Annotated in this window: 15 protein-coding genes and 1 pseudogene; 5 read left to right on the forward strand and 11 right to left on the reverse strand. The window is 27.3% G+C overall.

Annotated features, from left to right (window positions below):
* Positions 1 to 262: 262 nt before the first annotated feature.
* Positions 263 to 530 (reverse strand): annotated as a pseudogene (locus KQI36_RS17935) (transposase); the annotation flags it as partial.
* A 443-nt stretch (positions 531 to 973) separates the two neighbouring features.
* On the opposite strand from KQI36_RS17935, the gene KQI36_RS00820 reads away from it, so the two are divergent.
* Complete coding sequence (locus KQI36_RS00820; RefSeq protein ID WP_216449242.1) at positions 974 to 1771, forward strand: hypothetical protein; 798 nt, start codon at positions 974 to 976, stop codon at positions 1769 to 1771.
* Between the two features lie 156 nt (positions 1772 to 1927).
* A complete protein-coding gene (locus KQI36_RS00825) occupies positions 1928 to 2452 on the forward strand; it encodes a DUF4489 domain-containing protein (protein WP_216449243.1) in 525 nt (174 codons plus the stop codon).
* A gap of 484 nt (positions 2453 to 2936) precedes the next feature.
* Here KQI36_RS00825 and KQI36_RS00830 read toward each other — a convergent pair whose 3' ends face one another.
* The 7 genes from KQI36_RS00830 to miaB form a co-directional block, all read right to left on the reverse strand.
* A complete protein-coding gene (locus KQI36_RS00830; RefSeq protein ID WP_216449244.1) occupies positions 2937 to 4214 on the reverse strand; it encodes a methionine gamma-lyase family protein in 1278 nt (425 codons plus the stop codon).
* A 161-nt stretch (positions 4215 to 4375) separates the two neighbouring features.
* Complete coding sequence (locus tag KQI36_RS00835) at positions 4376 to 4942, reverse strand: hypothetical protein (protein WP_216449245.1); 567 nt, start codon at positions 4940 to 4942, stop codon at positions 4376 to 4378.
* A gap of 174 nt (positions 4943 to 5116) precedes the next feature.
* Entirely contained in the window at positions 5117 to 5383 is a 267-nt protein-coding gene (gene hfq, locus KQI36_RS00840) for an RNA chaperone Hfq (RefSeq protein ID WP_010292053.1), read from the reverse strand.
* Between the two features lie 218 nt (positions 5384 to 5601).
* Positions 5602 to 6546, reverse strand: a complete 945-nt coding sequence (gene miaA, locus KQI36_RS00845) for a tRNA (adenosine(37)-N6)-dimethylallyltransferase MiaA (RefSeq protein WP_216449246.1) — start codon at positions 6544 to 6546, stop codon at positions 5602 to 5604.
* 25 nt (positions 6547 to 6571) lie between these two features.
* A complete protein-coding gene (gene mutL, locus KQI36_RS00850) occupies positions 6572 to 8494 on the reverse strand; it encodes a DNA mismatch repair endonuclease MutL (RefSeq protein WP_216449247.1) in 1923 nt (640 codons plus the stop codon).
* A gap of 38 nt (positions 8495 to 8532) precedes the next feature.
* Complete coding sequence (gene mutS / locus KQI36_RS00855) at positions 8533 to 11199, reverse strand: DNA mismatch repair protein MutS (RefSeq protein WP_216449248.1); 2667 nt, start codon at positions 11197 to 11199, stop codon at positions 8533 to 8535.
* A 70-nt stretch (positions 11200 to 11269) separates the two neighbouring features.
* Positions 11270 to 12595, reverse strand: coding sequence for a tRNA (N6-isopentenyl adenosine(37)-C2)-methylthiotransferase MiaB (gene miaB, locus KQI36_RS00860; protein WP_216449249.1), 1326 nt, complete (start codon positions 12593 to 12595; stop codon positions 11270 to 11272).
* 659 nt (positions 12596 to 13254) lie between these two features.
* Here miaB and KQI36_RS00865 point away from each other — a divergent pair.
* Genes KQI36_RS00865 through KQI36_RS00875 form a run of 3 tightly spaced genes read left to right on the forward strand, consistent with a single transcriptional unit; the run spans position 13255 to position 15936 of the window.
* Positions 13255 to 14484 (forward strand): aminotransferase-like domain-containing protein, encoded by a 1230-nt coding sequence (locus tag KQI36_RS00865; RefSeq protein ID WP_010292062.1) that lies wholly within the window; start codon positions 13255 to 13257, stop codon positions 14482 to 14484.
* 48 nt (positions 14485 to 14532) lie between these two features.
* The gene (locus KQI36_RS00870) at positions 14533 to 14721 is read left to right on the forward strand and encodes a hypothetical protein (protein ID WP_010292063.1); all 189 of its coding nucleotides are present in this window, start codon (positions 14533 to 14535) and stop codon (positions 14719 to 14721) included.
* Positions 14722 to 14739: 18 nt separating this feature from the next.
* Positions 14740 to 15936: a pyridoxal phosphate-dependent aminotransferase gene (locus KQI36_RS00875; RefSeq protein ID WP_216449250.1), complete on the forward strand. Its 1197-nt coding sequence runs from the start codon at positions 14740 to 14742 to the stop codon at positions 15934 to 15936.
* 29 nt (positions 15937 to 15965) lie between these two features.
* On the opposite strand, the gene KQI36_RS00880 is transcribed toward KQI36_RS00875, so the two are convergent.
* The 3 genes from KQI36_RS00880 to cmk form a co-directional block, all read right to left on the reverse strand.
* On the reverse strand, positions 15966 to 16853 hold the full coding sequence (locus KQI36_RS00880) for a GNAT family N-acetyltransferase (RefSeq protein WP_216449251.1): 888 nt from the start codon (positions 16851 to 16853) through the stop codon (positions 15966 to 15968).
* A 112-nt stretch (positions 16854 to 16965) separates the two neighbouring features.
* On the reverse strand, positions 16966 to 18882 hold the full coding sequence (locus tag KQI36_RS00885) for a bifunctional 4-hydroxy-3-methylbut-2-enyl diphosphate reductase/30S ribosomal protein S1 (protein WP_216449252.1): 1917 nt from the start codon (positions 18880 to 18882) through the stop codon (positions 16966 to 16968).
* 131 nt (positions 18883 to 19013) lie between these two features.
* Entirely contained in the window at positions 19014 to 19670 is a 657-nt protein-coding gene (gene cmk / locus KQI36_RS00890; RefSeq protein ID WP_216449253.1) for a (d)CMP kinase, read from the reverse strand.
* Positions 19671 to 19673: the final 3 nt, after the last annotated feature.

The following is a 19673-nucleotide window of genomic DNA, read 5'->3' on the forward strand; positions in this document are numbered from 1 at the left end:
TAACACACAATAGTGTTACTGACCTCTTCAACTCTTGATGTATAAATTTAATGCAACTAATTCTTGATAAATTTATCTAATTAATAATTTATTTAACTGTTTGGTGGCTGTATTAGATTAGAGTACTTAACTCAATTTGATACAGTCTATTTTAATATTTTGGTATTTTATTTATGGAGTTTTATGTATTTAATTTTAAACGGCAAATTTTCAGGTACAACAAAATATAGGGTAAAAATATTTATCCATAATTTAAATTTTATTACGAATATGGCTTTTTATGAACTAGCTTACCATTGGATTTGTGAAGAGTTTTATTATATAAATTATTGACATTGTATCTAAATACCATTAATAAAAACTTAGTTATAACCTTAATATTTCCACACATAACAAATCTTCTAAAACCGTAGTCTTCTTTAACCCCCCCAAAACACCTTCAACTTGAATTCACCTATTCATCCTTAAAATAAATTCCTTCAAAGTTGCTATATTTTCAAGATATTTTTTCTTAGACATATAAAATTTTTATAGCTACATGCAATTATTTATTTTTTTGGTTCCTTTTAAAGCAATTTATTCCTATTAAAATATATATAATATATATTGAAGTTTTAGTTATAATCACCGGACTACATGCAATACAGATAATTTATTCTATGACTATAAAAACTTTTTACTAGGCATCCTACTAGTATAGTAAATTTTATGCATTTTTTTCATTTCTGTATATTATTTTACAAACTAATTCTTTATTGTTAACTTAAAAAAACCCTAGATATCATTAGCATATATGGATATATCATAATTACTACATCTCATCCTTTATAAAATTATATTCTTAGCCAACACTTATTATGCCCTTCTATAAAACAAAAAATTATTTTTCACAACTTTTATTTTTTAACATATAATACATTATAAGCAATAAATAAACTTATATTTATTATATTTTTAAAGAGGAGGAGAATGTATGTCCATTAACTTGAGGAAATTTTCACCACGTCCCGGTCTTGTAAATAAACAAGGTTGTTTACCAGACCCTTCTGAATTAGTCTGCATTGAAGTACCTAAAATTTTTGATCAATGCTTAATAAAAAGATGTCTTGTATACTGTGCAGGTTCTGATACAAATACAACGGATTGTGAATTAAGAAGCAATCCATTAATAAATCCAAAGATATATATTAATAGTAGAGATTTTAATTTAACATTGCTTTCAGTAGAAAAAATTCCGCTTATAGGTAAACCAGGCTTTAAAAAACTAGTTATTTCTTACAGAATTTCTTTCTATTCAGATTACATTGATGCAAACGGTATGAATCAATGTGAATTGTTTGAAATTAACAGAACAGATGTAATTGGAAAATTCTATTGTCCTGATTCTATAGCTCAAATTTCTGCTAGCTTTATACCGGTTCAAAATGCTGAAGATTTAGATTCTAATATAATAAAACTTGAAATGGTTGCTAACGCTCTAGATGGTAGATTACTAAAAGATGAAAACTGTAATGATGTTTTGGATATTACTTTAGGCTACTACATCGTTGTAAAATGTGAGCTTATTGTACAACTTCTAATTCCTACTTATGGCTACTGTCCAGTTCCAAAAGAGCCATGTGAAAAAGAGCCTGAAGAAAATCCATGTGAAAGATTTGAAAAAGCTCCAATTCCTAAGTTCTATCCAGATCAAAATTTAGAGCCTTTGTTCCCAGATTGTGATTGTGATTGCGATTGCGATTGCCATTGCGATTGTGATTGTGATGCTTGATATTATAATTAGTAAAATGACATCAACAGATTATCATCACCATTTTCCTATAATACTTATATAATATAGGAAAAACATCAAAAAATTACTACGCAATTTAATTTGCCATTTAGTAATTTCTAATTAAATTTATCTAAATTAAAGGAGGGTTCATTTATGAATTCAATGTCAAAAAATTGTTGTAATGATAATCATAAACATTATACTGATAACCATAATTGTTCTAAGAAAGAAAATAATCCATGTCCAACTATTATAAAATGTGGAACTCCTAGTGCAACTACAATTCCTGCTGGTTCAGTAGCTGGAACAACATTTACAGTTAGTTCTATTACTTTAAATAATTCTTGCTTTTGTAAACCTGTTACAAAACTAGAATTTGCAAGTAATCTTGTTGCTCCAGTTGCTTTCACAGGAATTATAAACTTCCAAGTATTTAAACTTTGTAAATGTCAACTTGCACCTATTCCTGTTGGACCTGCATGGACATTTGAATTAGCAGCATTAGTTTCATCACAAACATTCTCATTCTTCGTTTGTGACTGTGATTCTTGCTTTGATGATTGTTGTACCTATACTGTAGTTGCAACTGTTACTAGTGCACTTACTGTTGGTACTCTTAACATCAACAACGCAAACCTTGGCGCAATAACAACATGTAATTCAAGTAACTGTTGCTAATAATCAAGTAAGAAGGTAATTAGTTTTTTATATCTAAAGTGGTGTAACACACAATTAGTGTGACTGGCCTCTTCAGATTCTTATGTATAAATTTAATGCAACTAGTTCTTCATAGATTTATATATTTAACTGTTTAGTGACTGTATTAAATTAGAGTTTTTAACTCAATTTGATACAGTCTATTTTAATATTGAGGTATTTTATTTGTTTTTTACTGTTATCATAATTTATCACCCAAGTTATAGGGTTCCAAGTTGACTTTTTAAATTATCCATTCCAAAACTTGAATACCTAAAATAGTGAGACATGCTCCGAATAACTTTAAATTCAACACTGTATCTTGTGTGAAAATATTTTAAAGTTATTGAATAAATTTAAATTGGAGCTTGTTTCCCTATATTTTTTCCAAAAACAAAGAGTGTCGACTTTTCGACACTCTGAAATCTATACAATAAAAATTATAGCAATTAAATTTGCTTTATTTTTACATCATTTTAGACAAAGCTATTAATATTCCTGTTTTAGCATGTTCAAAAGTTAATCCACCTTGTAGATATGCAATATATGGCTCTCTTATTGGTGCATCTGCTGAAAGTTCAATAGAAGATCCTTGTATGAAAGCACCAGCGGCCATAATTACTTGATCAGTATATCCAGGCATATCCCATGGTTCACATTCAACATGAGAATCTACTGGAGAACCTTTTTGAATTCCCTTACAGAATTTTATTAACTTTTCTTTATCATTAAATTTTATTGCCTGTATTATATCGCTTCTTTCATCATTATATTTAGGTAATACTTCAAAACCTGAAAGTTCCATTATTCTTGCACAAAATATAGCTCCTTTAACTGCTTCTATAGCTATATGCGGCGCTAAAAATAATCCTTGAAATAAGCTTCTCATAACACCAAATGTAGAACCACATTCTCCACCAATTCCTGGTATTGTCAATCTATAAGCTGCTTGATTTACATAATTTCCCTTACCAGCTATATATCCTCCAGTAGGTGCAATTCCTCCACCTATATTTTTTATAAGAGAACCAGCTACTAAATCTGCTCCAACATCTGTTGGTTCTATAGTTTGAATAAATTCTCCATAACAGTTATCAACAAAGCATATAACTTCTGGGTTTATTTCTTTTACAGCTTCTATTATAACTTTTATTTCATTTACTAATAATGAATTTCTCCAACCATAACCTGTTGATCTTTGAATATGTACAAGTTTTATACTACTATCTTCTTTAATTGTAGTTTTCATAAGTTCTATGTCAACTTTATTATTTTTTAATTCTATTTGTTTATATTTAACACCATATTCTCTAAGTGAACCTATATTTTCTTCACCACTAATTCCTATTATATTATGTAATGTATCATAAGGTGATCCACAAACACTAAGCATAGTATCATTAGGTCTTAAGTTACCAAATAATGCTGCTCCTATAGCATGAGTTCCATTAACAAAATGTGGTCTTACAAGTGCTGCTTCTGTATTAAATATCTTGGCATAAACTCTATCTAAAGCATCTCTTCCTATATCTCCATATCCATATCCTGAAGAATTTGTAAAATGCATCTCACTAATTCTTTCTTCTTGTAATGCATTTAAGACTTTCATTTGATTATATTCTTTTATTTCATCTAGTTTTTCAAATTCACCTTTAACATCTTCTAATGCTTTTTGCGATAATTCGAATATTTCCTGATTTATATTGAAACTTTTAATTAAAAAATCTTTAGTTATGTCTAACATTATGTTCTCTCCTTATTACTTAATTAACATCATAATACTACCATAGTAAAAAACAATAATCAAATCCTATAATAAAACAAAGAAAATGAGGTGTAGCGCTTTAACTTCCACCTCCATAGAATTTTCTATAAAATTAAACACTTGCGATGTAATTTTATTTTTTATTTTGATTTTTCAACTATAAAGTTAATTAGTTTCTCTTTATTTCTCCATTTATTTGCTATTTTCTTAGGGTCTGGTGTGTATTTTTTCATTACTTCTTTTAATTCCTTTATATCTAATTTTGATAAGTACTCTCGTACTTTTTCTTCCCCAGCACTTTTAATTTGATCTATAGGATTATATGGCTCCTCAGTTTCTGTCTTTATATAATCTTCACACTCATTATTTCCATTTAAAATAATATTTAAATTTATTTCTTTTATTTTATCTGTATTTTTGTTTAAAAACTCCATAACTTCTCTTAAATCTTTTTGAGATGTATTTAAAATTTCACATTGTATTTGCTCTACAGATTCATCAAACTCAAATCCTAAATCTTCTTTTAATTCATCCTTTATGTCTTCATGAATTTCTTCTTTTTCTGCTAAATTCACTTTAAAATCATTTTCTTTTTTATATTGATTAATAATTTTTTTAACATATTTTCCTTCAAACCCAAGAGATATTATTTCTTCTATACTTTTACCTTCCTTGAAAGACTGCAATATTTGAGATTTCTTACTCATCTTAATTCTCTCCCTCCATAATAATAAGTAATAAATTGTTCTTGTAATAATATATTCACAAGCCTTTCCTATTATTATTACAAATAAAAAAACTCAGCTATTTTGCCGAGTTTTTTTAAATAATTTCAATAAAATTATATTTAAATCCTTAACCTAAAAATAATTTAATTAATTTTAAAATTCATGTTGAGATTCTTTATTCTCATTATTATTGTTGTTATTGTTAAATAATATAGCCTTTGCAGGAGTTATTGTAGATATTGCATGTTTGTATATTAGCATTTGTTTTCCTTCTGAAAATAAAACAACTGTAAAACTATCAAACCCATTTACATTTCCTTTTATTTGAAATCCGTTAGTTAAATGAATTGTAACAGGAATTCTGTTCTTTCTTGCACCATTTAAAAATATATCTTGTAAATTATTTGTTGATTTACTCATTTTAAGCACCTCCATAGTTTTTAAATACCCCAATTTTCACTATTTATTATAGATAAACACAAATGTATCAATTAGTCTTTCAGTTAACTATTAACTGTACATATCTACCATAGTTTTGGTTTTAATCAACAATAATGTATTCTAAAATTTAGAAAGCTTCCTTGTATATTATTCTATATTACTCAGGAAAATCCTTCCTATTTTATTCTATTGTTATATTAATTATTACACAATTCTCTTTTTTTAAAATCATTTTTTATAAAATTTACAATTTCTTCATCATTAGTAAAATTATCTTTATCAATCCATACTACTCTTTTGTCTTTCCTAAACCAAGTTAATTGTCTTTTTGCATAATTTCTACTAAATTGTTTTATCATATTAACAGCACATTCTAATGAAATCTCTCCATCTAAGTATAAAAGCAATTCTTTATACCCTATACCTTTCATAGACTGCATATCTTTTGTGTATCCTTTATCTTTTAATTTCTTTACTTCATCTAAAAGACCATTTTCCATCATTATGTCTACTCTTTTGTTAATTCTTTCATATAACTTTTCGCGATTCATATTCAAAACATAGTAATGAACATTATAAGGTATATCATATATATTTTGTTCTGATAAATACTTGCTCATTGTTTTCCCTGTAACCTTATATATTTCCAAAGCTCTTATAACTCTTTTTAAATCATTAGGATACAGTTTTTCATAACTTTCAATATCTATGTCCTTTAACATGTTATGAACGTAATCTTTACCTTTTTCATTAGCAACTTTCTCTAACTCTTTTCTATATCCTTCATCCTTACTTGTGTCTCCAAAACTATAATTAAATATTAATGAGTTTATATAAAGACCAGTTCCCCCTACAACCATAGGAACTTTTCCTCTTTTATCAATATCTTCTATGATATTCTCTGCATTTTCCTTGAATGCAGCAACACTAAATTCTTCATTAGGTTCTATAATATCTATAAGATAATGTGGCACTCCATCCATTTCATCTTCTAAAATTTTAGCTGAACCTATATCCATATCTTTATAAATTTGCATAGAATCACAGGAAATTATCTCCCCATTAATTTCTTTAGCAAGCTTTATAGATATTTCTGTTTTTCCAACTGCAGTAGGTCCTGCAATAATTAATAAATTTTTCATATACCTCACCCAAACCTATAATGTATTATTGTATTCTCTTAAATTTTTTTTCTATCTCCGTTAATGTCATTTTTATAGTTGTAGGTCTACCATGCGGACAAGTAAATGGATCATCCATATATCTTAAATCTTCTAAAAGTTTTTCCATCTCATTTATAGTCAACTTATCATTAGCTTTTACAGCGGCCTTACATGCTAGTGTTGCAATCTTATTATATTTTATATCTACAGTATTTCCAGTTCCCATGTTTTTAAGGTCATCTAAAATATCATAAAATAATGTTTTAAAATCCGGCTTACCTAAAAACATTGGAACTTCTCTAATACTTATTGTATTATTGCCAAACTCTTCAATATTAAATCCAGCTTTTATAAAAACCTCCCTATTTTCTTCGTAATATGGATATTCATCAAAGCTTAATTCTAATATTATAGGAGTAATTAACAATTGACTAACTACTGATAAATTTTCTATAGATTTTTTATATTTTTCAAAAAGATATTTTTCATGAGCAGCATGCTGATCTATTAAAATAAGTTCCTTATTACATTCACCTACTATATAAGTGTTATTAAATTGCCCTATTATTCTAATAGGTGGAAATTTAGAAATTAATTTTTCATTGCAAATAGGAGTACTTTTTTTTAGATTTATTTCTTCATTACATTTTACATAATTATTATTAACTGCCTCTATTTTATCTTCAGCAACGTTTATATAGGCATTTAACGTAGCTCTTCCTTTAAATTCCTCTTTGTCCTCTTTTACCATATTACTCTCTATATCATTATTTTTTAAATCCACTGGTAAAATTTCTAACTTAATCTTGTTTAAATCTATATTATTTTGAAAAAAATCCTTATGTATACTTTCTTGCTTATACTCTACTTTTGGAATTTCTTCTACTTTCTCTAATTCTTTTAAATTAACCTCTTCATCTATTTCAAAAGATTCTCTTAAATACTCTCTTAAAGCCTGATGAACTGCATTAAAAACTAACTTAAATATACTTCTTTCATCATAAAATTTTATTTCAGCTTTAGATGGATGTACATTGGGATCAATGTATTCTGGAAATATATCTAAGAATAATACAAAAAACGGAAATTTATTTACTGTAAGGAAGGACTTAAATGCATTTTCAACTGCTGCTGTTATAGTACTACTTTTTATAAGCCTCTTATTTACAAAAATACTTTGTCTATTTCTACTTCCTCTACTTATTTCACTATTTCCTATATATCCATATACAGATGCTATGTCATTATGGCTTTCAAAAGAAATTATATTTTCACTTACTTGTTTCCCATATAAAATTCTTATAGTATCTTCTATGTTTTCAGTTCCATAAGTTGTTATTACATTTTTACCGTTATTAATAAGTTTGAATGATACTCCATAATTTGCAAGGGCTAATCTTAATACTAAATCAGAAATTAATGAGGACTCTCTTTGTGGAGATTTTAAGAATTTTTGTCTTGCTGGAACATTATAAAATAAATCTTTAACTTCTATAAGGGTTCCATCATTAGAAGGTGCATCTAAAAGACTTTTTTTCTCTCCACCATTTATTATTATTTCTACACCAAAATCATCTTCTTTTGTTTTGCTCTTTAATTTAACTTTTGAAACAGCAGCTATACTAGCCAATGCTTCTCCTCTAAATCCAAAACTATTTATTTTATATATATCATCAAGTTCTTTTATTTTACTTGTAGCATGTGGCATAAAAGCTTTTTCTATATCTTCTTTATATATCCCATATCCATCATCGCATATCCTTATAAGCTTATTACCACTATCTTCAATTTCAATTGTTATGTTGCTACTGTTAGCATCTATACTATTTTCAATCAATTCTTTAACAACTGAACTTGCTCTCTCCACTACTTCTCCTGCTGCTATTTTGTTAGTTGTAGCTTTATCCAAAACATTTATTCTTTTCATAAATTCACCTCCTATATTAAATCTAATGCTTGAAGTTTTTATAATTTTTTTGCTTTTATAATTAATTCATTTAATTTATTTACACATTCAATTATTGTCATATTTAATAAATCAATATTTTTCATTTCTTCTATAAGTTCATTGTTTTCAACAGTTTGTAAAAATCCTAATTGCTCAGCAACAGCATCTTCTTCCTTTTTTAGTTTATCTATAGCAACTTCTTTACAAGGAGTTTCTTCTTCTTTTTCTTCCTTATATCCTTTATCACTTATTTCTAAAATTACATCTTTATCTTTTTCTTTATTATCACATTCTAATTTGCATAGAATTTCCCTTGCTCTATCTATAACAGTTTCAGGTATACCAGCAAGCTTTGCAACCTCTATACCATAAGACTCATCTGCCCCACCTTCTATAATTTTTCTTAAAAAGATTATAGAGTTATCAATTTTTTTTACTGCTATAGAGTAATTTCTAACGCCCTCTACCATTCCTTCTAATTTTGTTAATTCATGATAATGTGTAGCAAATAAAGTTTTGCATTTCATATTTGAGTTTTTACAAATATATTCTATAACAGACCATGCAATACTTAATCCATCATAAGTACTAGTACCTCTTCCTACTTCATCTAATAATATTAAGCTTTTATTTGTAGCATTTCTAAGAATATTAGAAACTTCCCACATTTCTACCATAAAAGTACTTTTCCCACCAGCTAAATCATCGGAGGCCCCTATTCTTGTAAAAATTTTATCACAAATAGATATATCTGCAAATTTAGCCGGAACAAAACTCCCTATTTGAGCCATCAATGTTATTAGTGCAACTTGTCTCATATATGTGGATTTACCTGCCATATTAGGTCCTGTTATTAATAGTAATTGATTATTTTTAGTATCTAACTTAGTATCATTAGCTACAAACTCATTTACATCTAACATTTTCTCAACCACAGGATGTCTTCCATCTTCAATTTTTAATATTCCTTTAGTATTAATATTAGGTTTTATATATCCATTTTCTCTTGCAACTCTAGCTAAAGAACATAGACAATCTAACTCTGATATAAGTTTAGATGATATTTTCATTCTATCCACATGATTTTCAACCATATCACGTATATCTACAAATATTTCATACTCCAATGACATAAGCTTATCTTCAGCACCTAATATTTTTTCTTCCATTTCTTTTAATTCTGGAGTTATAAAACGTTCTGCGTTAGATAATGTCTGTTTTCTTATATATCTGCCTTCTGGTACCAATGCTAAGTTTGCTTTGGTTATTTCTATATAATAACCAAAAACTTTATTATATCCTACTTTTAGAGACCTTATGCCAGTTTCTTCTTTTTCTGTACTTTCTAAATTAGCAATCCATTGTTTCCCACAACGTTTTGAATTTCTAAAATCATCTATCCTCTCATCAAATCCATCTTTTATTATATTTCCTTCTTTTACAGATATAGCTGGATTATCACTTATTGACTTGTCTAATATTTCATAAATGTCTTTTAAATCATCTAATTCATTTAATACCTTTATAAGCAAATTACTTTTAAAATTTGTTAAAACTTGTTTTATTGTAGGTATTTTCTCAATAGAATTCTTTAATGAAATAAGTTCTTTTGCATTTATGCTCTTTGAGCTAATTTTACCTACTAGTCTTTCTATATCATATACTTCTTTTAATGCATCTTTTAAATCTTCTTCTTTAGATATATTTTTTACAAGTTCTTCAATTGCATCCTGTCTCAAAACTATTTTTTCTTTATCTACAAGAGGTTGATCTACCCAATTTCTTAGTCTACGGCCCCCCATTGCAGTGCTTGTTTTATCTAAAACCCATAATAAAGATCCTTTTTTATTTTTATCTCTTAAACTTTCTGTTATTTCTAAGTTTCTTCTTGAACTTCCATCTATAACTAAATAGTCATTTATGTTATAGCTTTCAATTATATCTATATGTGACATTTTTACCTTTTGAGTTTCTATAATATAATTTAAAAGACCATTTATTGCAGTTAATAACACTTTGTTCATTTGTATATCATTAAAATTTCTAAACTGTTCTGTTATTTTAATTTCTTCTGTATTAAAATACTGATCATCTAAATATGATATTGAAGCTTCAAATCTATCATTTATATCAAAAACTAAATCTTTAGTAATACTTGTAGATAAAACTATTTCTTTAGGATTAAATTTTGCAATTTCATCTAAAATTATTGTTTTATCATATTTAAAATCACTACAATAAAATTCTCCTGTTGAAACATCACAAAATGATACAGCACAATTATCTTGTAAAATAGAAATTCCCATTAAAAAATTATTTTTTCGATCTTCTAAAAAACTACCTTCAGTATAAGTACCAGGAGTTAATATTTTCACCACGTCTCTTTTAACTATGCCTTTTGCAACTGCTGGATCTTCTACCTGTTCACATATGGCAACTTTATATCCTTTAGCTACCAATCTACCAATATATGTTTCTGCAGAATGGAACGGTACACCACACATTGGAGCTCTTTCTTCAAGCCCACAGTCTCTTCCAGTAAGAGTTAATTCCAATTCTTTAGATACAAGTTTTGCATCTTCAAAAAACATTTCATAAAAATCTCCTAATCTAAAAAAGACTATTGCATCTTTACATTTATCCTTCACACTAAAGTATTGCTTCATCATCGGCGTTAATGCCATAACTTGATCCTCCTTATTAACTTTTATCCAAACTTATAAAGTATAAAAAAAGCGACAATGTCGCTCTTTTTTATACTTCTTCCCCAATTAACGAGAATGATTGTGCCTTTATTATTTTAACATTAACAAGTTTTCCTATATTTTCTTTATTTCCAGCAAAATTCACAAGTTTACCTGTTCTTGTTCTTCCTGCTAACTTACTTTCATCGTTTTTGCTAAGTCCTTCAACTAAAACTTCAACAATCTGTTGATCGTAAGCTTTATTTTTTTTAGCAGATATTTCATTTACAGCTTCCACAAGTCTATTGAATCTTGCTTTTTTAGCTTCTTCTGGTACTTGATCTAACATTAAATCTGCTGGTGTTCCTTTTCTTTTAGAATATAAGAATGTGAATGCTGAATCATATTCAACTTCCTTAACTAAGCTTAATGTTTCTTCAAAATCTTCCTCTGTTTCACCTGGGAAACCAACTATTATATCAGTAGTTAAAGCTACATTTGGTATTCTTTCTTTTATTTTTCTTATAAGTTCCATATATTGTTCTCTGTCATAATGTCTATTCATTTTCTTTAAAATTCTAGATGAACCTGATTGAACTGGTAAGTGTATGCATTCGCATAGTTTATCGCATTCAGCTATTGCTTCTATAACTTCATCACTTAAATCTTTTGGATGAGATGTCATAAATTTCACTCTTTCTAAACCTTCTATTTTATTAATTCTTCTTAATAATTGAGCAAAGTTTATTTCTGGTTCTAATCCTTTACCATATGAGTTTACATTTTGACCTAATAAAGTTATTTCTTTATATCCCTCTTTAACCATATCTCTTATTTCGTTTTCTATTTGCTCTGGTTGTCTGCTTCTTTCTCTTCCTCTAACATGAGGTACTATGCAATATGTACAGAAATTGTTACATCCATACATTATAGTAACAAAACCTTTTATACTACTTGCTCTATCTATAGGTTGACCTTCTATTATATCATCTTCTTTATTCCAAACTTCAACTATTGGTCTTTCCCCACCTAATGCTCTACTTAAATATTCATTAAATTTATAAGCATTGTGTGTACCTATTATAATATCAACATATGGAAACTTCTTTATTATACTTTCTGCCATTCCTTCTTGTTGCATCATACAACCTGTTATAGCTATTACAGTTTCAGGTTTTTCTTTTTTAAGCTTTTTAAGAGCCCCTAAGTTACCTTCTACCTTTTGTTCTGCATTTTCTCTAACACAACAAGTATTATATACTATAACATCTGCTTCTTCTTTTTTCTCGGTTCTTTCATGTCCTAATGGCTTTAATCCACCAGATAGTTTTTCAGAGTCCTCTTCATTCATTTGACAACCCCAAGTTTCTATAAAATATTTTAATTTTTTATTCATTCCTTCATTCTCCTTTGTAAAATTATAACCATTTTTATATTATCATAAACTTTTCCTTTTAAAATAAAAATGTGTTAATTTAAGTATCTAATTATTATCTAATTATATATAATTTAGTGACATAATTAAAGTTTTTTATCATCTATTACCAGTTATTTTTATATGTCTTAAAATTAATTATTTTTAGAAAAATCCATTTTAAATTTTTTATGCTTTTTATTATGTTATTTTGATGAATTTGTTAATTTTTTAACTATTTAAAGATGTTTTAAAACCTCTTTTATAAACATCTTCTTAAAATATAAAGTTATAATTTTTCCATTTTTCTTTAGATTACTAATTATAAAAATAAAATTTTTTTAAGAATTTTTTATTTAATTTGTGTAAATTTTTTTTCTTACATTTTAAAATATAAGTTTATATTGCTTAATATATTTTTAATGATAATTTTAGTTTTTATAAATTATCATGAAATATATTCCTTAATTTTCAAATTAAGCATAATTATGTTTTATTAATATATACATAATTATAAAAGAATAACTCCTTGAAAAAAATAATATTTGATATATAATTAAATTATAATAGAATATTTAGAATCTTTATAAAGTTTTTTATATTTTTTAAATTCAGGCTTTTTATTTATTGGGGGGTGCATTATGAATTTAAATTTTTCTGACAGAATGTCTAATATTAAGGCTTCTGAAATAAGAGAACTTTTAAAATTAACAGAACAACCTGAAATAATTTCATTTGCAGGTGGTCTACCTGCTCCAGAATTATTTCCAAAAGAAAAAATTGGAGAAATAGCTAAAGAAGTATTATTTAATGAAGGGGCTTTTGCTCTTCAATATACTACAACAGAAGGTTTTGCTCCACTTAGAAAAATAATTGTTGAGGAAAGAATGGCTCCATCTGGAGTTAAATGTGACATATCTAATATTATGCTAACAAATGGTTCCCAACAAGGCTTAGAGTTTTCAGCAAAACTTTTTGTAAATAAAGGTGATGTAATAATTTGTGAAAGCCCTAGTTACTTAGGTGCGATAAACGCTTTCAAGGCCTACGAACCTAAATTCATCGAAATATCAATGGATAAAGATGGTATGATCATAGAAGAACTTGAAAAAGCTATAAAAGAAAATGACAATGTAAAAATGATTTATACTATTCCTGATTTTCAAAACCCAAGTGGTATAACAATGTCTTTAGAACGAAGAAAACGTTTAGCTGCTTTGGCTGCAAAATATGAAATACCTGTTATAGAGGATAGTCCTTATGGTGAATTAAGGTATGACAACGAAAAATTGCCTGCTGTAAAAGCATTTGATGAAAGTGGCTTTGTAATTAATCTTGGTACATTTTCAAAAACATTCTGCCCTGGTTTAAGACTGGGATGGATAGTTGCAGATACTAAAATTCTTCAAAAATATATATTAATTAAGCAAGGTGCAGATTTACAATGTAATACTTTAAGTCAGGTTATAGCTGCAAGATATATGGAAAAGTATAGCCTTGATGAACATATTGCTTCACTTATAAAAGTTTATAAAAAACGTAGAGACTTAATGATTGACAGTATGAAAACTTACTTTCCAAAAGAAGTTAAATTCACAATACCTGAAGGTGGCCTATTTACTTGGGTTGAACTTAAAGAAGGTTTAGATGCAAAAGCTATAATGGAGGATGCTTTAAAAGAAAAAGTAGCCTATGTTCCTGGCGGATCTTTCTTCCCTAATGGTGGCAAGAAAAATTTCTTTAGACTTAACTATTCTAATATGAATGAAGAAAAAATAGTTGAAGGAATAAAACGTCTTGGAAGCGTTTTAGATAAATACTATTGTAATTGCAACTCATTAGAGGAAACAGCGGCAGTTAAGGAAGACTAATAATAACTCCTCCTTTTGGGAATAATATGAACAAAAGGAGGAATTTTTGTGAAAAATGTAAAAAATTCAAACAACAACAGTTCTACACTAACAAATATGTGCTATAATGGTATCGTTGACAGAAGTTATTTTAGTGGTAAGTTTAGAAATACATCTGTTTTTGATGTAAAAACTTACGCTAACTCTTTTACTGATATTGTTGATAATAATTTAACTGATCAAAATAATCTTTTTTAAAATTGGAGGATTAAATTAATGAGATTTTCAAATCGTATTCAAAAAATGAATTATTCATCAATCCGTAAATTAGTACCTTATGCTACAGAAGCTAAAAAAAGAGGTATCCATGTTTACCACCTTAATATTGGTCAACCTGATATCGAAACTCCTAGTACTTTCATTGAAGCTGTTAAAGAATTTAATGAACCTGTCTTAAAATATGCACAATCTCAAGGATTGGATAATACAATAAATAGTTTCAGAAAATATTATAAAGAATGGGATATAGACTTTGATTATGATGAACTATTAATAACTGCTGGAGGCTCTGAAGCTATATCTTTAGCTTTTATGGCTATAGCTGATGTTGGTGATGAAATAATAATTCCTGAACCATTTTATGCTAACTACAATGGTTTCGCTCAAGTGACAGGAGTTAATGTTGTACCATTTTTAACAACTGCTGAAAATGGATTCCATTTACCTAAAAAAGAGGATATAGTAAAAAAAATTAATAGTAAAACTAAAGCAATTATGATTTCAAATCCTGGAAATCCAACTGGAGTTGTATATACTAAAGAAGAAATCAGAATGCTTGCTGATATAGCAAAAGAAAACGATATCTATCTTATCTCTGATGAAGTGTATAGAGAATTTGTTTATGGTGATGATAAATATACATCTGCACTTTATATGGAAGATGCTTTAGATAGAGTTATATTAATAGATAGTATTTCCAAACGCTATAGTGCTTGCGGTGCTAGAATTGGTTTAGTTGCTTCTAAAAATAAAGATCTTATAAAACAAATTTTAAAAATTTGTCAAGCAAGACTTTGTGTTCCAACTATAGAGCAATTAGCTGCTGCTAACCTAATCAATACTCCTAAAGAGTATTTTGATAAGGTTAAAAAGGAATATGAAAAAAGAAGAAATGTAATGTATGAAAAGCTTTGTAAGATTCCTAATATAGTATGTGAAAAACCAAATGGAGCTTTTTATATTATGGCTAAATTACCAATAGATGATGGTGAAAAATTCACAAAATTCATGCTTTGCGACTTTAATCATGATGGTAAAACAGTTATGGTCGCTCCAGCTGAAGGTTTTTACTCAACTGCTGGACTAGGCAAAAACGAAGTAAGACTTTCTTATTGTTTAAACTGTGATGATATTTCAAATGCAATGGACATCCTTGCATTAGGTATTAAAGAATATAATAAGCTTAATAAATAATTATATAAAAAGAGATAATTTGTTTTTAATCAAATTATCTCTTTTTCTTTATTAGTCTTTGTAAAACCTAACATTTTATACCTTGATACAACTTCAAATTCATGTTTTTTATATAATGTTAAAGCTGCAATATTTTTTTCATTACATTTTAAAAAAACATCTTTGTATCCCATATCTATAGCTATATTTATAAGCTTTCTCAATATAAACCTACTATATCCTTTTCCCCTAAATTCTGGTATAACTCCTAAATTAACAATATACAAGTTTTCATACTCTTTTATAAGTTGCCCATATCCAATAGCTTCATCTTTATACATTAAAAAATAAGAGGCATTTTCTATATAATATTCTTGGTTTTCTTCAAAAACTATATCACAAACTTCAATATCAGCTCTACCTTTTGCTTTAAAAATTTTATTTTGTATGTTTTTTCTTAATTCTTCATCTTTTCCATTTTCAAATAATTTCAATTGAAGATTCTCTTCTAATGAAATGTTATATTCTTGTAAAATTTCCTTTTTCATTTCATATAATAATTCAAATTTTTTAAAACCTAGTTTTTCTAACATAATCAATTCCTCTTGTTCAAAGGTTCCTTCTATTTCAAAATAAGCACCTACTGGAAACTTATTAAAAAAACCAGTATATAACTTAATATCACAATTATTTTCAAGAATTATTCTATTTATCTTATAACTTTTAAATTCATATCTGGTAACCCACATATATCCTACATATTTTTCATTTTCTTTTAAAAGTAAAATATTTTTATAACGAAAAAGCTTCATCATAAAAGGAAGTTTTTCATATTCATCTAAGAATTTATGATGTAATTTAGTAAATTCATAGTCTTTACTTGCTAATCGTCTAAAATCTTTTAAATTTATTAAATTTAAAAATTCATACCTATACATAATTATTTATGATGCCTCTTTCAAAAATTAATAATACTCTCTAAAACTATATTATTAATTAAACTATAATTATATGCAAATAAAATACATGGCCAAAGCCATGCATTTTATATTACATTTCGTCTACTGCTTTAATGCTTAAAGAAATTCTTTTCTTTTCTTCATCTGCTTCTAAAATTACAGCTTTAACTTCTTCACCAATTTTTAAAACTGAACTTGGTCTATCTACTTTAGATTGACTTATTTGTGAAATATGAACTAAACCATCTACACCTGGCTCTAATTCAACGAAAGCACCAAAATCTGCAAATCTAACAACTTTTCCAAGTACAACATTTCCTACTGGATATTTTTCATTTACTCTTGACCAAGGATTTTCTTGTAATTTTTTTAAGCTTAATGCAAGTTTTTTATTTTCTTTATCCACATCTAAAACATATACTTTTATAGTTTCTCCTATTTTAACAACATCCTTAGGATTTGAAACTTTATTCCAAGACATTTCTGATATATGAAGTAATCCATCTACTCCTCCAACTTCAACAAATGCACCAAATGTTGATAATCTTCTTACTGTTCCTTCAATCACTGTATCTTTCTCTAAATTATTCCAAGTTTCTACTTCTTGCATATCTTTTTCTTGTTGAAGTAAAGCTCTTCTTGATGCTACCATTTTTTTAATGATTCTTCCGCGTTTTTCAAATTCTATTAATTTGACTGTAACTTCTTCACCTTTAAATGATGCTAAATCATTAACTCTTGAAAGTGAAAGATGTGATGCTGGTATAAATACTTTTATTCCTTTATATGTAGCTATAACTCCACCTTTTACAACTTCTACAATCTTAACATTTATTTGTTCGTTATTATTGTATATTTCCTCTAATTCTTTTTGAACGCCTTCTCTTTCAATTTCAGTTTTTGAAACAACTATATATCCATCATTGTTCTTAACTCTTATTATTTTAGCTTCTATTTCATCGCCTACAGTTAATATTTCATTTAATTTAGCGTCTTCATCTCTAGTAACTTCACTCTTTGGAAGATATCCTTCATTTTTAGCTCCACGTATTGTTAAGTAAGCTTCATTTTCATTAACCTTGAAAATTTCTCCTTTAACTATTCCACCTACTCTTATTTCCATATCTGTATTCATATACTTTTCATACTCTAACATTTCATTTTCATTAACTTCATTTTTCATTTTTAACATAGCCTCCTTGATTATCCAGTCTGGTGTTGATGCCCCAGCTGTGATGCCAATCCTATTTATATTGTTATAAAAATCCTGTGGTATTTCACTGGCATTTTCTACATGTATTGTGTTTTCACAATTTTTCTTACATATCTCATAAAGTTTAGTTGTATTAGAGCTATTGTATCCACCAATTACAACCATAGCCTCTACTTTTTTAGATATATCTTCTGCTGATTTTTGTCTTACTTCTGTAGCATTACAAATAGTATTTAATGCTATTATTTCCTTAGAACTTGATACAACCTTTTCTAAAACCTTTTTCCAATTAGATTGTTTTTCTGTAGTTTGTGATACTACACATATTTTTCTTGGAAGATTTTCTAATAAATCATCACCTTTAGATATTATTGCAGTATTATCACACCATCCATTTATACCTATAACCTCTGGATGATTTTTATCACCTACAATTAATATTCCATATCCTAACTCAAAATATTTCCTTACTTCCATCTGTATTTTAGTAACATATGGACATGTAGCATCCACTACTGTTAATCCTTTTGACTTAAGATTATCCAGCACACTTTTTGACACTCCATGTGATCTTATTATTATTATATCTTCTTCATTTAAATTATCTACTTGGTCAATATCTATATGATATATATTGTTTTCTTTTAATAAATTTACTACATCATTATTATGTATTAATGGTCCAAGCGTATATATGTTTTTTTCGTACTCTTTTTTTTTCTTTAGGGCTGTATCAACAGCTCTTTTTACACCAAAACAAAATCCCGCTTTATCCGCTAAAAATATTTCTTTCATAGCCCACCACCTTAATGTAGGTTTCCTACTTATACTATTTTTTCCTTTGTAATTTCATTATTTTCATTAATTTGATATATTAATATCATACTACTATTTTAACACATTGTATATAAATACACTAATACTATTTAGTTTTTTTTATTTTTTACATGATTACAAATTAACTCCACAACTTCGTCTATTCCTAAATATGAAGAATCTATTTCTATTGCATCATCTGCTTTAGTTAAAGGATTAAGTTCCCTTGTAGAATCTATAAAATCTCTTTTTTTAATATCTTCTAAAACGTCTTCGAATTTTACTTCTACTTTCTTTTCTGTTAATTCCTTACATCTTCTCATTGCTCTAGTTTCTGCACTAGCTGTTAAATAAAATTTATGTTGTGAATCTTTTAATACTACTGTACCTATATCTCTACCATCCATTATAACATTATAATTTTCAGCTATATCCTGTTGCATTTTTACAAGTTTCTCTCTAACCATAGGAATAGCCGCATAATTAGATACATTTTTGCTTATAATTGGCATAGTTAATTGATTAGTTATATCTTTTTTATTTAAAATAAGATTATCACCATCAAAATACATTTCTGCATTATTTAATAATTCCATAAGCTTACCTGTATCTTTATATGAAATGTTATTCTCTAATGCCATATATGTTACTGCTCTATACATAGATCCAGTATTTATATACATAAGCCCTAAATTTTTTCCCACTATTTTAGCAATTGTACTCTTTCCTGCTCCCGCTGGACCATCTATAGCAATAGCCATCCTCATATT

This window comes from Clostridium senegalense (assembly GCF_018916625.1).
GTDB classification, from domain to species: Bacteria; Bacillota; Clostridia; order Clostridiales; family Clostridiaceae; genus Clostridium_J; species Clostridium_J senegalense.